Annotated in this window: 12 protein-coding genes and 1 riboswitch; of the genes, 6 read left to right on the forward strand and 6 right to left on the reverse strand. The window is 67.4% G+C overall.

All coding sequences use genetic code 11. The annotated features are described in order from the left end of the window. Nucleotides 1–69 precede the first annotated feature (69 nt). Complete coding sequence (locus B9Y82_RS13595; RefSeq protein WP_049456519.1) at nucleotides 70–1452, forward strand: L-serine ammonia-lyase; 1383 nt, start codon at nucleotides 70–72, stop codon at nucleotides 1450–1452. 127 nt (nucleotides 1453–1579) lie between these two features. Beyond that, the gene (locus tag B9Y82_RS13600) at nucleotides 1580–2575 is read left to right on the forward strand and encodes an alpha/beta fold hydrolase (protein ID WP_100473623.1); all 996 of its coding nucleotides are present in this window, start codon (nucleotides 1580–1582) and stop codon (nucleotides 2573–2575) included. A 56-nt stretch (nucleotides 2576–2631) separates the two neighbouring features. Here B9Y82_RS13600 and B9Y82_RS13605 read toward each other — a convergent pair whose 3' ends face one another. Genes B9Y82_RS13605 through metX form a run of 3 tightly spaced genes read right to left on the reverse strand, consistent with a single transcriptional unit; the run spans nucleotide 2632 to nucleotide 5959 of the window. Beyond that, nucleotides 2632–3699, reverse strand: coding sequence for a homoserine dehydrogenase (locus B9Y82_RS13605; RefSeq protein ID WP_100473624.1), 1068 nt, complete (start codon nucleotides 3697–3699; stop codon nucleotides 2632–2634). After that, nucleotides 3696–4931 (reverse strand): O-succinylhomoserine (thiol)-lyase, encoded by a 1236-nt coding sequence (locus B9Y82_RS13610; protein ID WP_046432019.1) that lies wholly within the window; start codon nucleotides 4929–4931, stop codon nucleotides 3696–3698. The genes B9Y82_RS13605 and B9Y82_RS13610 overlap by 4 nt, the downstream gene beginning before the upstream one ends. Further along, nucleotides 4928–5959, reverse strand: a complete 1032-nt coding sequence (gene metX / locus B9Y82_RS13615) for a homoserine O-succinyltransferase MetX (RefSeq protein WP_100473625.1) — start codon at nucleotides 5957–5959, stop codon at nucleotides 4928–4930. Before metX ends, B9Y82_RS13610 begins: the two co-directional genes overlap by 4 nt. Nucleotides 5960–6036: 77 nt before the next feature. After that, a riboswitch (SAM riboswitch) is annotated at nucleotides 6037–6155 on the reverse strand. Nucleotides 6156–6303: 148 nt separating this feature from the next. Here metX and B9Y82_RS13620 point away from each other — a divergent pair. The 4 genes from B9Y82_RS13620 to B9Y82_RS13635 all read left to right on the forward strand — a co-directional run bounded on the left by B9Y82_RS13620 (nucleotide 6304) and on the right by B9Y82_RS13635 (nucleotide 11731). Beyond that, nucleotides 6304–7188, forward strand: coding sequence for a M23 family metallopeptidase (locus B9Y82_RS13620; protein WP_100473626.1), 885 nt, complete (start codon nucleotides 6304–6306; stop codon nucleotides 7186–7188). A gap of 66 nt (nucleotides 7189–7254) precedes the next feature. Beyond that, a complete protein-coding gene (locus tag B9Y82_RS13625) occupies nucleotides 7255–8859 on the forward strand; it encodes a peptide chain release factor 3 (RefSeq protein WP_100473627.1) in 1605 nt (534 codons plus the stop codon). A gap of 177 nt (nucleotides 8860–9036) precedes the next feature. Beyond that, the gene (trhA, locus tag B9Y82_RS13630; protein WP_014038156.1) at nucleotides 9037–9675 is read left to right on the forward strand and encodes a PAQR family membrane homeostasis protein TrhA; all 639 of its coding nucleotides are present in this window, start codon (nucleotides 9037–9039) and stop codon (nucleotides 9673–9675) included. Nucleotides 9676–9757: 82 nt separating this feature from the next. After that, nucleotides 9758–11731, forward strand: a complete 1974-nt coding sequence (locus tag B9Y82_RS13635) for an AsmA family protein (protein WP_100473628.1) — start codon at nucleotides 9758–9760, stop codon at nucleotides 11729–11731. Nucleotides 11732–12289: 558 nt separating this feature from the next. On the opposite strand, the gene B9Y82_RS13640 is transcribed toward B9Y82_RS13635, so the two are convergent. From B9Y82_RS13640 to mtgA, 3 genes are read right to left on the reverse strand one after another with little or no spacing between them, the layout of a single operon-like run. Then, nucleotides 12290–12721, reverse strand: a complete 432-nt coding sequence (locus B9Y82_RS13640; RefSeq protein WP_100473629.1) for a CBS domain-containing protein — start codon at nucleotides 12719–12721, stop codon at nucleotides 12290–12292. Continuing rightward, entirely contained in the window at nucleotides 12681–13700 is a 1020-nt protein-coding gene (locus tag B9Y82_RS13645; protein WP_100475237.1) for a glycosyltransferase family 2 protein, read from the reverse strand. Before B9Y82_RS13645 ends, B9Y82_RS13640 begins: the two co-directional genes overlap by 41 nt. A 57-nt stretch (nucleotides 13701–13757) precedes the next feature. Next, the gene (gene mtgA, locus B9Y82_RS13650) at nucleotides 13758–14501 is read right to left on the reverse strand and encodes a monofunctional biosynthetic peptidoglycan transglycosylase (RefSeq protein WP_100473630.1); all 744 of its coding nucleotides are present in this window, start codon (nucleotides 14499–14501) and stop codon (nucleotides 13758–13760) included. Nucleotides 14502–14542: the final 41 nt, after the last annotated feature.

The following is a 14542-nucleotide window of genomic DNA, read 5'->3' on the forward strand; positions in this document are numbered from 1 at the left end:
CCGCAGCCATCGGATGGCCCGGCAAGCCGCTAGAATAGCCGCTTGTCCGGTACCCGCAGTTTGGCATCCATGGCTGTCAGCACGTTCGACGTTTTCAAGATCGGCATTGGCCCGAGTTCCTCGCACACCGTCGGGCCGATGAAGGCCGCCGAGCGATTCATCCATCGCTGGCTGCTCGATCCGGGCCGCCTGCACGAGGTCGCGCGCATCCGCGCCGATGTCTATGGCTCGCTGGCGTTGACCGGCCGCGGCCATGGCACCGACAAGGCGATCCTGCTGGGCCTGGAAGGCCAGCGGCCGAACCTGATCGACCCGGACATCATCCCGGCCACCCTGGAGCGCATCCGCAGCAGCAAGCGCATCCAGCTGATGGGCCAGCACGAGATCGCCTTCGACGAGAAGCGCGACCTCGGCATGAACAAGCGCCAGAAGCTGCCGTACCACACCAACGGCATGCGCTTCACCGCGTACAACGCCGACGACGAAGTGATCGCCACCCGCGATTACTACTCGGTCGGTGGCGGCTTCGTGGTCAACCAGGACGACGCGGCCGATGACCGCATCGTGCCCGACGAGACCCCGCTGCCCTACCCGTTCAAGAGCGGCGACGAGCTGCTGGCGCAGACCGCACGCAGCGGCCTGAGCATCGCCCAGCTGATGTTCGAGAACGAGAAGTGCTGGCGCAGCGAAGACGAGATCCGCGCCAACCTGCGCGAGATCTGGAGCGCGATGCAGTCCTGCGTCGCGCGTGGCATCCGCGAGGAAGGCGTGCTGCCGGGTGGCCTGAAGGTCGGTCGTCGCGCACCGGCGCTGTACCGCGAGCTGTCGTCGAAGCCGGAAGCGGCGATGCGCGATCCGCTGACCACGCTGGACTGGGTCAACCTGTACGCGCTGGCAGTGAACGAAGAAAACGCCGCCGGTGGCCGCGTGGTGACCGCACCGACCAACGGCGCCGCCGGTGTGCTGCCGGCGGTGCTGCATTACTTCGACCGCTTCTGCCCCGGCGCCAACGAACAGCGCGTGTTCGACTTCCTGCTGACCTCGGCGGCGATCGGCATCCTGTACAAGGAAAACGCTTCGATTTCCGGGGCTGAAGTCGGCTGCCAGGGCGAAGTGGGCGTGGCCTGCTCGATGGCGGCCGGTGGCCTGGTTGCGGCACTGGGCGGCAACCCGAGCCAGATCGAGAATGCTGCGGAAATCGGCATGGAACACAACCTCGGCCTGACCTGCGACCCGATCGGCGGCCTGGTGCAGATCCCCTGCATCGAACGCAACGCGATGGGCGCGGTGAAGGCGATCAATGCTTCGCGCATGGCCATGCGTGGCGACGGCAAGCACAAGGTGTCGCTGGACAAGGTCATCAAGACCATGCGCGATACTGGCCGCGACATGCAGGACAAGTACAAGGAAACCAGCCGCGGTGGCCTGGCGGTGAACGTCATCGAGTGCTGAGCTGTAGAGCCGAGCCCATGCTCGGCTGATGGGGCAGGAGCAGCCGAGCATGGGCTCGGCTCTGGATCGGACGACACCATCACCACGTTCCGGTTAGGCTCGGGCTTCCCCTGCCCCGGATTGCCCCATGCGCGTGATCGCCGCTGCCCTGCTTGCCTGCCTGCCACTGTCCGCCCTTGCCACGCCGACCTATGGCCCGCGGCTGGAAGGCTTCGATTACGGCTATCCGGTGAAGACCTTCGCGCTGGAGTCGCAGCGGCAGCCGTTGGAGATGGCCTACCTGGACGTCCTGCCCAAACGCCGCGCCATCGGCGTGGTGGTACTGCTGCACGGCAAGAATTTCTGCGCCGCCACCTGGCAGCAGACCATCGCGCCGCTGTTGAACGCAGGCTACCGGGTGATCGCTCCGGACCAGGTGGGTTTCTGCAAGTCCAGCAAGCCCGAACGCTATCAGTACACGTTTGCGCAGCTGGCTGCCAACACCCATGCCCTGTTGCAGCAGCTGCAGTTGGGGGATACGCCGGTGCACCTGGTCGGTCACTCGATGGGCGGCATGCTCGCGGTGCGCTACGCGCTGATGTTCCCGCAGGACCTGCGCACGCTGTCGCTGGTCAATCCCATCGGGCTGGAGGACTGGAAAGCGCTGGGCGTTCCCTGGCGCAGCGTCGATGCGTGGTATGCCGGAGAACTCAAAACCAGCTATGACAGCATCCGCCGCTACCAGCTGGACGTGTACTACGACGGCACGTGGAAACCCGCCTACGAACCGTGGGCGCGGATGCAGTCGGGCATGTACGAAGGCCCGGGCAAGCAGGCCGTTGCATGGAGCCAGGCGCTGGCCTCGGACATGGTGTTCAACCAACCGGTGGTGTACGAACTGAAGAACCTGCAGGTGCCGACCACGCTGTTCATCGGCCAGAAGGACCGCACTGCGATCGGCCGTGACCTGGCACCGCCTGCGGTGAAGGCGGCGCTGGGCAACTATCCGGTACTCGGCAAGGCAGCGGCCGCAGCGATTCCCGGCGCGACGCTGGTTGAGTTCGCCGGACTGGGCCATTCGCCGCAGGTACAGGACCCGAAGCAGTTCAACGCCGCGTTGTTGAAGGCCTTGAAGTCCCGCTGACCGACGGCTGCTTCTGTAGCGCCGAGCATGCGCTCGGCCTTACAGGAACCATGTGATCAACCCACGATCCGCAGCACGTCATCCAGCAACGCGGCTGCGGTAACTTCCGCGCCCGCGCCCGGCCCCTGGATCAACAACGGCTGGCGGCGGTAGCGATCGCTGTGGATGGCCACGCGGTTGTCGGTGCCCGCGCCCTGCGCCAAGGGATGATCGGCGGGCAGCTCGCGCAGGCCCACCTGCGCACCTTCGCCGTCAACACGGCCAACGAAACGCAGTACGCGACCGTTGTCACGTGCCTGCTGCCAGCGCGCCTGCAGCGGCGCATCCAGCTGCTCCAACGCAGCCACGGCATCTTCCAGCGGCAACGCCGCCAGCGCATCAGGCACCAGCGAATCCACCTGCACCTGCGACGCATCCAGTGCCAGCCCGCTGCTGCGCGCGAGGATCAACAGCTTGCGGCGCACGTCCTCGCCGGACAGGTCCAGGCGCGGATCGGGTTCGGTGTAACCGGCCGCCAGTGCCTCGCGCACCGCCGCCGAAAACGGCGACTGGCCGTCATAGCGATGGAACAGCCACGCCAGCGAACCGGACAGCACGCCTTCGATGGCGTGGATGTGATCGCCACCGGCCACCAGCGCGCGCAGGCTGCTCAGCAATGGCAGGCCAGCACCCACGGTCGCGCTGTCGCCATAACGCGCGCCACTGTCGGCACAGCTTTCGGCAATGGCCTGCGCACGGGCCAGCTGCGCGCCACGGCCCAGCTTGTTGGCGGTCACCACGTGCACGCCGCGCGCCAACCATTGCACGTGGCGGGCGGCCACGTCTTCACTGGCCGTCGCATCCACTACCACGTCGCCCCGTTCCAGCCCTTCGGCGCTCGCCCATGGCGGCGAACTCTGGCCATCGCGTGGTGCGCGACGTGCCAGTTCCAATGGCAGCACCAGGTCGCGATCAATCTCCAGCGCGGTACGTGAATTGGCCAGCCACTGCACGCTGGGCAGTTCCAGCCCGCGTGCCTGCAGCAACTGGTAGCGCTGCACGAAGGCCGAGCCGACCGTGCCGGTGCCCAGCAGCGCCAGGCGTCCTGCGCCCAGCACAGGAATTTCAGCGGCGAGCGCGCTCATGCATCCACCACCTGTTTGCGGCGCGCAGCCGCATCGATCACGGCTTCGGCGCGCTGCAGCGCAGCGCCGAGGTCCGCCAGCAGGTCACGCTCGGCCTCGATGCCGACCGACAGGCGCAGCAGCCCTTCGCTGATGCCAGCCGCTGCGCGTGCTTCGGCGGTCATCGCTGCATGGGTCATGGTGGCCGGATGCGCGATCAGGCTTTCGACGCCGCCCAGCGATTCGGCCAGGGTGAAACAGCGCAGCCCGTCGACAAACGCACGCACCGCCGCGTGCGGATCATCACCGGCACAGTGCGCCAGTTCGAACGACAGCATCGCGCCGAAGCCATTCTGCTGGCGCGCGGCGATGGCGTGGCCCGGGTGATCGGCCAGGCCCGGGTAGTACACCGCGCCGACCGCCGGATGCTGGTCCAGCAGGGCAACGATGGACGCAGTGTTTTCCTGGTGCACGCGCAGGCGCGCGTCCAGCGTGCGCAGGCCGCGCAGGGTCAGGAAGGCATCGAACGGCGAGCCGGTCAGGCCCAGCGCATTGCCCCACCACACCAGCTGCTCGTGCAGCGCCGGATCGCGCGCAACCACTGCGCCGCCGACCACGTCGCTGTGTCCGTTGATGTACTTGGTGGTGGAGTGCAGCACCAGGTCCGCGCCAAACGACAGCGGCTGCTGCAGGGCCGGCGACAGGAAGGTGTTGTCAACCACCACGAGTGCGCCAGCCTTGTGCGCGGCATCGATGACGAAACGCAGGTCGGTGATGCGCAGCAGCGGATTGGACGGGGTTTCCACCAGCACCAGTTTCGGCTGCGTGGCCAGCGCCTGCGCCAGCGCACGCGGATCGGTCAGGTCGGCGGTGACCAGCTCGAAGTGGCCCTTCTTTGCCAGCGCATTGAACAGGCGCCAGCTGCCACCGTAGGCATCGTGCGGCACCACCAGGGTGTCGCCCGGCTGAAGCAGCGCGTTCAGCACCAGGTTGATCGCGCCCATGCCGGTCGCAGTGATGACGCCGCCGGCGCCGCCTTCCAGTTCGGCCAGCGCCTCGCCGAGCAGGTCACGGGTCGGGTTGCCACTGCGCGTATAGTCGTACTGGCGCTTGTTGCCGAAGCCTTCAAAGCTGAAGTTCGACGACAGCACGATCGGCGGCGTGACCGCGCCATGCGCGGTGTCCCGATCGATGCCGGCACGGACGGCGGCAGTGGTACGACTACAGGACGGCTCGTTGGCGTGCAGGCTCATGCGGACTCTCCAGAAGTGCGGAAGGCGGTGGCGAGGATCGCGTCGATGCGATCGGTTTCTTTGAGAAAGGCGTCGTGGCCGTAGGGCGAGCGCAGCACGCGCAGGCTGCCGCGCGGACCCAGCCCTTCGACCAGGCCGACCAGGTCGGCCAGCGGCACCAGGCGGTCGCCCTCCACCGCCACCACCACGGTCGGCGGCAGGATCGCGGTGGGATCAACGCGATGCAGGTCGATCGATTCGGACAGGCGCAGGTAGGCGGTCACCGGCGTGCGCGCGACGTACTGCGCACCGGCGGCGTCGAGATAGTCTTCGGCGGCCACGCGCACGCGGCCGTTGATGACCTCCGGCGCGGCATCGAAGCGCTCGCCGAATTCTTCTGGCGTGCGGTAGCTGAGCATCGCGAACTGCCGCGCCAGGGCGAGGCCATGGTCTTCGCCGCACTGCAGCTGGCCGAGCGCGACCGCGCGGCGCTGCAGTGCGCGCCATGCGGCGGCATACGGATGCGGACGGTGCGCGCCGCTGGCGAGCACCAGCTGGCGCACGCGGGCACGATGACGGATCGCGAACTGCTGGCCGACCAGCGCGCCGTAGGAGTAGCCCACGAACGCCTTCAGCGCGCGGATGCCGAGGTGGTCCAGCAGCAGCGCCAATGCATCGGCCTGGTCGGCGGTATCGATCGGCACATCCAGTGCACCGTCGGCACCGATGAAATCGAAGGCCAGCACGCGCAGTTGCTGCGGATCCAGCGCGCGCCCGCTGCCCACCAGGTCTTCGGCCCAGCCCTTCTCGCTGAACTGTGCGTTGGACGCCACGTGGCGGTGGGCGGAAATGCCACCGGCCAGCACCACCACCGGTGCATTGGCCGGGCCGACCCACTCATAGCGCAGGCGCACCGGGCTGGGGCCTGCGTGGCGCATCGACAGCACCGCGGCGAACTCACCGCGCTCGGCATGCACGCGGTCTTCGACCGGCACGCTGACGGGGACAAAGGGTTCGGGGCGAATGGCGGTACTGGCGGCGAAGCTCATGGCGGGATCCGGTTGGGGAATCGGCCATCGAGCCTTCGCGGGGCCCGCGTTCGAGATGCACGTGTGGTGCATGGTTCGAACCATCTTTCGGTGGACGCCACGGTCCCCGCAGGATTTGGCACCTACGCAGACGCTTGCGCGCCTGCGGGCTGCCCCGGCTTCAAAGGGCCTGTCCCTCTGCCGGTCTCGATGGTGGAGCCACGATGCCAGCCCTTTTCCGCACTGTCAATCCCTTCATACGGATAAAGCGATGAATATTTTCAGGAACACTATGCGAAGGCCGTCCCGGTCGTCCCGTTCAGGATCAGCTACAGTCCCGGCGGTCCTTTTCGCTGGAAACGCCGATGCTGCGCCTGCCCCTGTCCTGCCTGCTGTTGACTCTGCTGGCGAGCGCGACCGCACACGCCGGCGACTGGCGCCAGGGGTGGGGACTGGTTCCCTCGCCTGTCCCGGCCACCCGCGCAGCCAGCGCTGAGGTCACCGCCCCCATGGCCCGGTTGCGCCTGCAGCCGGTCGGCGGGCAGTGGCAGGCCCGCATCGACAACGGGCTGGCGGGGCCGCTGCAGATCCAGCTGCGCGCCGCCCCCGGGCACCCGGTTGAAGGCCTCCCGGTCGAGTCGCTGATCCAGGGCGACAGCAGCCTGGTGGTCGGCCACCTGCCCGCCCCGATCGATGGCCGCATGCTCGATCTGCGCCTGCAGTCGGTGCCGGGCCACCCGGCCGCACAGGCCGAAGATGTCGCCTACCGCCTGCCGTTCGACGCGGCCCGCCTGCGCGTGGACCAGGCGCCGCAGGGACGCTTCAGCCATGACGACGAGGAGAACCGCGACGCGGTCGACTTCGCGCTGCCGGAGGGCACCCTGGTGCTGGCCGCGCGCGAGGGCACGGTGATGCAGATCCAGGATGGCTTCCGTGGCAACGGCCAGGACCGCGAACGTGATGGTGCCCGCGCCAACTTCATCCGCGTGCTGCACAGCGACGGCAGCATGGCCCTGTACGGCCACCTGCAGGCCGGCGGCATGCGTGTGCGTCGCGGCCAGGCGATAGGGGCCGGGCAGCCGATCGGTCTGTCCGGCAACAGCGGCTACAGCAGCGCGCCGCACCTGCACTTCGTGGTGCAGGTCAACCGGGGCATGAACCTGCGCTCGGTGCCGGTGCGCATCTTCGCCGAACAGGGCCAACTGCAGTTCGCCCGCCAGGGCGGGGCTGAAGGCGGTACCGGGCGCTGACCGGCCCCGGCCGGTATAATCGGGCGCTTATCTCTTTGAAAAGCGCCCCGGGCGGGCGCCACTGCCATGTCCGAAGTCGCCAACGAAGCGTCGCGCCGCCGCACCTTCGCCATCATTTCCCACCCTGACGCAGGCAAGACCACGCTGACCGAAAAGCTGCTGCTGTTCGGAGGCGCGATCCAGATGGCCGGCTCGGTCAAGGGCCGCAAGGCCGCCCGCCACGCCACGTCCGACTGGATGGCCCTGGAAAAGGAGCGCGGCATCTCCGTCACCTCCTCGGTGATGCAGTTCCCGTACGAAGGCAAGATCGTCAACCTGCTCGACACCCCCGGCCACGCCGACTTCGGCGAAGACACCTACCGCGTGCTGACCGCGGTGGACTCGGCGCTGATGGTGATCGACGTGGCCAAGGGCGTGGAAGAACGCACCATCAAGCTGATGGAAGTGTGCCGCCTGCGCGACACCCCGATCATGACCTTCATCAACAAGCTCGACCGCGAGGGCAAGGACCCGATCGAGCTGCTGGATGAAGTGGAAACCGTGCTCGGCATCCAGTGCGCCCCGGTGACCTGGCCGATCGGCATGGGCCAGCGCCTGAAGGGCGTGGTCCACCTGCTGACCGGCGAAGTGCACCTGTACGAGCCGGGCCGCAACTTCACCCGCCAGGACTCGACCATCTTCCCGTCCATCGATGCCCCCGGCCTGGCCGAGAAAATCGGTGCGCAGATGCTGGCCGACCTGCGTGACGAACTGGAACTGGTGCAGGGCGCCAGCCACCCGTTCGACCTGCAGGCCTATCGCGAGGGCAAGCAGACCCCGGTGTTCTTCGGCTCGGGCGTCAACAACTTCGGCGTGCAGCCGCTGCTGGACTTCTTCGTCGAACACGCACCGGCACCGCAGGCGCGCTCCACCACCGGTCGCGAGATCGCCCCGGAAGAAAACAAGCTGACCGGTTTCGTGTTCAAGATCCAGGCCAACATGGACCCGCAGCACCGCGACCGCGTGGCGTTCATGCGGGTCTGTTCGGGCCGCTTCAGCGCCGGCATGAAGACCTTCCACGTACGTACCGGCAAGGAAATGAAGCTGGCCAACGCGCTGACCTTCATGGCCAGTGACCGCGAGATCGCTGCCGAGGCGTGGCCGGGCGATGTGATCGGTATCCACAATCACGGCACCATTTCCATCGGCGACACCTTCACCGAAGGTGAAGCGGTGACCTTCACCGGCATTCCCAACTTCGCCCCGGAACTGTTCCGCCGTGCACGCCTGCGCGATCCGCTCAAGCTCAAGCAGCTGCAGAAGGGCCTGGCCCAGCTGTCCGAGGAAGGCGCGACCCAGTTCTTCCGCCCGCTCACCAGCAACGACCTGATCCTGGGTGCGGTCGGCGTGCTGCAGTTCGACGTGGCCGCCTACCGCCTGAAGGACGAGTACGGTGTGGAAGCCACCTTCGAGCCGGTCAGCGTGACCACCGCGCGCTGGGTCCACTGCGGCAACGAGAAGAAGCTGGAAGAGTTCCGCGAGAAGAACGCGCTGAACCTGGCGCTGGATGCGGCCGGCCATCTGGTCTACCTGGCACCGACCCGGGTCAACCTGCAGCTGGCCCAGGAACGCTCGCCCGATGTGCGCTTCTCGGCCACCCGCGAAGCGGCGCATACCGTTTCGGTGGGCTGATGCCACGGGGTCGGCGCCGTCTCCGCCAGGAAAGGGTTCCGACCCCAGCCGCCGCGGGCGGTTCATCCACGCAACGCAGGGATTCACCGACCATACGGTGACGGGCGTGCACGCATCGCCCATCGCGGCGATGATAGGGGGGTGCGGGTCCCCCTCCCCGCGAACGATGCCTACGTCATGTCCACGACTTCCGTTGCTTCGATCCGCGAAGAAATCGCCAGCGCCCTGACCCACGGCCTCGGTGCCGTGTTCGCGCTGGGTGCCGGCGCGGTGCTGATCACCCTGGCCGCCATCTACAGCGATGGCTGGCAGCTGGCCGGCGCCATCGTGTTCGGCATCGCGCTGCTGCTGCTGTACACCGCCTCCACCCTCTACCACGCCATCCAGCACCCGGTCGCCAAGGGGCGGCTCAAGGTGTTCGACCACTGCGCGATCTACGTGCTGATCGCCGGCACTTACACCCCATTCACCCTGATCGGCCTGCGTGGCCCGTGGGGCTGGGGCCTGTTCGCCGCGATCTGGACCCTGGCCCTGGCCGGCGTGGTGTTCAAGCTGTTCTACACCGGCCGTTTCAAGCGCCTGTCCACCGCCATCTACGTGGCCATGGGCTGGCTGGTGATCGTGGCGGTCAAGCCGATGCTGGCCTCGATCGACGGCTGGACGCTGGGTTGGCTGCTGGCCGGCGGCCTGTCGTACACGCTGGGTACTTATTTCTACCACCGCGAATCGATCCCCTATTCGCATGCCATCTGGCACCTGTTCGTGATCGGTGGCAGCGTCTGCCACTTCGTCGCGGTCACCATGCAGGTGCTGTAGCAGCTGCCCGCGCGCGGCGTGTGCACGCCACGCACATGGACGCTTCGCGCCCCGTCGACGATGAGGGGGCAACCATGGCAGCGTGAATGCTGCCGCCTCCCCTGCTGCAAGGCGCACGCCTCGCTGGCGCCTCCGCCGCCCTGGCCCGCGAGGCCAGCGCTGGCTGGCCCTGCTCACCTTCCTGCTGGCCGCGCTGCTGGTACTGATCGCGCTGTGGGACTGGAACTGGTTCAAGGGCCCGGTCGAGCGCGCAGTGCAGGCCCGTACCGGCCGTGCGCTGCACATCGGTCGCTTGGATGTCGACCTCGGCCGTACCAGTACGATCCGGGCCGATGCGATCACCTTCGCCAATGCAGGCTGGGCGGAACAACCGAACATGGCCAGTGCCGACCGCGTCGAGATCGACGTGCGGGTCTGGCCCCTGCTGCGCGGCAGCCTGCAGCTGCCCGAAGTGCGCCTGACCCGGCCGGACGTGCTGCTGCAAACCGCCCCTCGCAAGGGCGAACCAGGTAATTGGGATTTCCTCGGTGACAGCGCTGGCGGCACCAGCCCCCAGCTCAAACGGCTGCGCATCGATGACGGTCGCCTGCAGTTCCTCGATGCGCTCGGCCGCACCGATATCCGCGTGGACGTGCACAGTGGCAAGCCGAAGCAGGCAGACGCCGCGCCACCGCTGCTGGTTCAGGGCAAGGGACACTGGCAGGGCAACCCATTCACCTTGCGCGGTGGCACCGAATCACCACTGGAGCTGACCGACAGCAACCACCCGTTCCGCATCCACCTCGACGGCCGCGCCGGCGCCACCCACGCCGTCGCCAGCGGCACACTGACCAATCCCTTCCAGCTGCGTGTGTTCGACCTGCAGTTCGCACTCAGCGGCCAGGACCTGGCCGACCTCTACCCATTGCTCGGCATCGCCATTCCGCCGTCCCCTCCCTACGCGTTGAACGGCCGCCTCAAGCGTGACCACAACGTCTGGCGCTACGACGCCTTCACCGGCAAGGTCGGCGACAGCGATCTTGGTGGCAACCTGCAGTTCGAAGTGGGCGGAGCACGTCCGCGGCTGACCGCTACGCTGGAATCCAAGCGCCTGGATTTCGACGATCTGGCCGGTTTTGTCGGCGCCCCACCAAAGACTGGTGGCGGTGAAACGGCGAACGCGGAACAGAAGGCAGAGGCTGCGCGCATCACCGCAAGCGCGCGGGTATTGCCCGATACCCCCTACAACCTCGGCAAGCTGCGTGCGATGGATGCCGACGTGCGCTGGAAGGCCCACCGCATCAACGCGCCCTCGTTGCCGCTTGACGACATGGATGCACACCTGCTGCTGGATGACGGCGTGCTGCGGCTGGACCCGCTGAACTTCGGCGTCGCCGGCGGCGATATCCGCAGCACGATCCGCATGGACGCGCGCCACCCGCAGATCAGCACCGCACTGAAGGCCAGCGTGCGCGGCGTGCAGCTGGGCCAGCTGTTCCCGGACGCGAAGCTGGCCGAGCAGGCCAAGGGCGGCATCGGCGGCGAAGTGGACCTGAGTGGCCGTGGCAATTCGATCGCCGCGATGCTCGGCAGCAGCAGCGGCAAGGTCGGCCTGGCGATGGGCCGCGGCCATGTCGGCAACCTGGTGATGGAGCTGGCCGGCCTGGACATCACCGAGTCGCTGAAATTCCTGGTGACCGGCGACAAGCAGATCCCCCTGCGCTGCGCCTTCGCCGACTTCGGCGTGCGCGACGGCCTGATGACCAGCCAGGCGCTGGCGGTGGATACCACCGACACGATCCTCATCGGCGAAGGTACGGTCAGCCTGCGCGACGAGACCCTGGACCTGCTGCTGAAGCCGCGCCCGAAGGACAAGAGCATCCTGGTGCTGCGCTCGCCGCTGCACATCGCCGGCACCTTCAAGGACCCGTCATTCCGCCCGGACTTCAAAGCATTGGGCATCCGCGGCGCGGTGGCTCTGGCACTGGGCAGCATCGCCCCGCCGGCGGCATTGCTGGCGACCATCGAGCTGGGGCCGGGCAAGGATGCCGACTGCGGTGGGCAGTATGCGAAGTAGAAGCGGGGGTTCGCGGCGCCTCGTTGTTCCGCGCGTAGAGCCGGAGCAAGGCGACAGGCAGGACACGCCGTAAATACGTCCCTGTAGGCTCGGTCGGCGCATCCATGCGCCTCACGGTCCTGCCTGCCGCCTTGCTCCGGCTCCGGACAGTTTCCAGCGCGCGGAACCAGAGCGGAAATTCAAAGTCAAAAGAAGAAAGCAAAGTCAAAAGCTGTTGCCACCAAGGTTGGCAGGTACCAAAGGCAGTCAACCGACGCTGCAACCCACCGCACCCGTGGGACGTGTCCAGAGGCTGAGGGCATGGGCGTGCAGGACCGTTGGCGCCATGGGCCCGAGGCATGCCTCGGGCGGGTTGGGTACGACGCCCAACCCCGGTCTTGCCGCGTGCGCAGGACAGCGCACACGAGCAAGGCGCCATCGAGCCTACAGGGATGTACTTGCGGCGTGTCCTGCACGCCCATGCCCTCAGCCTACCCCCGCATCAGGAAGGCGCTGCTTTGGCTTTGGCTTTGAGCTTCGAAAAGCGGGCCGGCGGGCCGCAGGCCCGCCAGCAACACCTCACCCCGCCACGATGTACTGCTGCAGCTGGTCCAGCTCCTTCCGCTGCGCATCGATCACCGACTTCACCAGGTCACCGATGGAGATCACCCCCAGCACCTGAGCACCCTCGACCACCGGCAGGTGGCGGATGCGGTAGTCGGTCACCAGTTGCAGGCAGTGCTCCACCTTCTCGCCCGGCGACACGGTCACCACCTGCGCCGTCATGATCTCCTCCACCGAGGTATCCCGCGACGAACGATCACGCAGCACGATCTTGCGCGCGTAATCACGCTCGGACAGGATCCCGACCAGCCGCGGCCCGTCCATCACCAGCACCGCACCGATGCCCTTCTCCGCCATCAACCGGATCGCATCGATCACCGCCGCGTCCGGCGCGACCGCATGTACTTCAGGAGACTTGCCGTCCAACAGTTGCCGTACCGTCGTCATCTGCCTGCCCTCCGAGGGTGGGTTGCAGGGCCGAGTCTGCCACGGCGGATGCTAGCCACGCGTCAACCAGATACAACGGCCGCTGCTTGGACTCCTCGTACAGCCGTCCCAGGTACTCACCCATCAAGCCCAGCGCGATCAGCTGCACCCCGCCCAGGAACAGGATCACCGCCATCATCGTCGGCCAACCCGCCACCCGGTCGCCATACAACGCCGCCTTCACGATCACCCACAGGCCGAACACGAAAGCGACCGCTGCGGTTGCCAGGCCCAGATAGGTGGCGGCCCGCAGCGGCACGGTCGAGAATCCGGTGATGCCTTCGAGGGCGAAATTCCACAGCCGCCACAGGCTGAATTTACTGGTGCCGGCCACGCGCGCGTGGCGGTGATAGGGCACGGCGATCCGCTTGAAGCCTACCCAGCTGAAAAGCCCCTTCATGAAACGGTGGCGCTCACGCATCCCGCGCAGGGCGCTCAGTGCGCGCGGCGACAACAGGCGGAAGTCCCCGGTATCGGCCGGAATCGGCGTCCGCGACAGGCGGCCCATCACCCGATAGAACATCGCTGCCGTGGCGCGCTTGATCCAGGACTCGCCATCGCGGGCCATGCGCGTGCCGTACACGTTGTCATGGCCCTCGCGCCAGCACGCAACGAACTGCGGCACCAGCTCCGGCGGGTCCTGGCCATCGGCATCGAGGATCATCGCCGCCCCCTCGTGCACCAGATCCAGGCCTGCGGTCAGCGCCGCCTCCTTGCCGAAGTTGCGCGACAGCTTCAGCGCCGAGACGCGCGCATCGGCCTGGGCCAGCCCCGCGATCACCTCCCATGTGCGGTCATGACTGCCGTCATCCACATAGAGGATGTGGCCGTCGATGTCGGGCATGCCGTCCAGCACCGCGCACAGCCGTGGGTGCAGCAGCGGCAGTGCCAGGGCCTCGTTGTAGGCGGCGATGACGAAAGTAAGGCGTTCGCGGTTCATGCCCGGATTGTACGTTGCCTGCAGGCGCATGGCCCGCCGCCCCGAGGGCATCTGCCCTCAATCTTCCGACAGGTATGACGCGCCACCCAGCTGGCGTGCCTGGCGCTGGATCCATGCCGCGCGCCGCTGCACATACGGCCCTGGTTTTGCCGCGTTGTAGCGCCTCGGTGCCGGCAGTACCGCCGCCAGTCGCGCGCTCTCGGCCGGACTCAGCCGGGCCGCGTCCTTGCCCCAGAATTTCTGGGCTGCCGCCTGCGCGCCGTATACACCATCACCGAACTCGGCGATGTTCGCGTACATCTCCAGGATCCGCTCCTTCGGCCACAGCGCCTCGATCAGCACCGTGTACCAGACTTCCAGGCCCTTGCGGACCCAGCTGCGGCCCTGCCACAGGAACAGGTTCTTGGCCACCTGCTGGCTGATCGTGCTGGCACCGCGCAGGCGCCCGCCCCTGGCGTTGTGGTCGCGGGCCTTTTCGATGGCCTGCAGATCGAAGCCGTTGTGATCCAGGAAGCGCTGGTCCTCGGCCGCCACCAGCGAGATCGGCAGGCTCGGCGCCATCTGCTCGATGTCGCGCCATTGGTAATGCAGCCGATAGGACCAGTCGGCCTCGCCCAGCGCCTCGCCATAGCGCCACAGCATCACCGTGGACACCGGCGGATCGATGAACCGCAGCACCAGCACCTGCAGGCAGCTGAAGGCGGCCAGCAGCACCGGCAGCCACAGCAGCCGCTTCCAGCGCCGCCGGCGCGGGGCGGCCACCACCGCCTCTACCTTGTGCTGCTCTCCCACTGCCCCCATTACTGGTGCATCCTTCTTCTGTCTGGTTGTCGGCGCATTAT

It is taken from the genome of Stenotrophomonas maltophilia (assembly GCF_002799155.1).
GTDB lineage: Bacteria > Pseudomonadota > Gammaproteobacteria > Xanthomonadales > Xanthomonadaceae > Stenotrophomonas > Stenotrophomonas maltophilia_R.

Bases quoted from the DNA above. Each gene is read 5' to 3' on its own strand.
- B9Y82_RS13595 (WP_049456519.1), top strand. From the start codon at position 70: ATGGCTGTCAGCACGTTCGACGTTTTCAAGATCGGCATTGGCCCGAGT.
- B9Y82_RS13600 (WP_100473623.1), top strand. From the start codon at position 1,580: ATGCGCGTGATCGCCGCTGCCCTGCTTGCCTGCCTGCCACTGTCCGCC.
- B9Y82_RS13605 (WP_100473624.1), bottom strand. From the start codon at position 3,699: ATGAGCGCGCTCGCCGCTGAAATTCCTGTGCTGGGCGCAGGACGCCTG.
- B9Y82_RS13610 (WP_046432019.1), bottom strand. From the start codon at position 4,931: ATGAGCCTGCACGCCAACGAGCCGTCCTGTAGTCGTACCACTGCCGCC.
- metX (WP_100473625.1), bottom strand. From the start codon at position 5,959: ATGAGCTTCGCCGCCAGTACCGCCATTCGCCCCGAACCCTTTGTCCCC.
- B9Y82_RS13620 (WP_100473626.1), top strand. From the start codon at position 6,304: ATGCTGCGCCTGCCCCTGTCCTGCCTGCTGTTGACTCTGCTGGCGAGC.
- B9Y82_RS13625 (WP_100473627.1), top strand. From the start codon at position 7,255: ATGTCCGAAGTCGCCAACGAAGCGTCGCGCCGCCGCACCTTCGCCATC.
- trhA (WP_014038156.1), top strand. From the start codon at position 9,037: ATGTCCACGACTTCCGTTGCTTCGATCCGCGAAGAAATCGCCAGCGCC.
- B9Y82_RS13640 (WP_100473629.1), bottom strand. From the start codon at position 12,721: ATGACGACGGTACGGCAACTGTTGGACGGCAAGTCTCCTGAAGTACAT.
- B9Y82_RS13645 (WP_100475237.1), bottom strand. From the start codon at position 13,700: ATGAACCGCGAACGCCTTACTTTCGTCATCGCCGCCTACAACGAGGCC.
- mtgA (WP_100473630.1), bottom strand. From the start codon at position 14,501: ATGGGGGCAGTGGGAGAGCAGCACAAGGTAGAGGCGGTGGTGGCCGCC.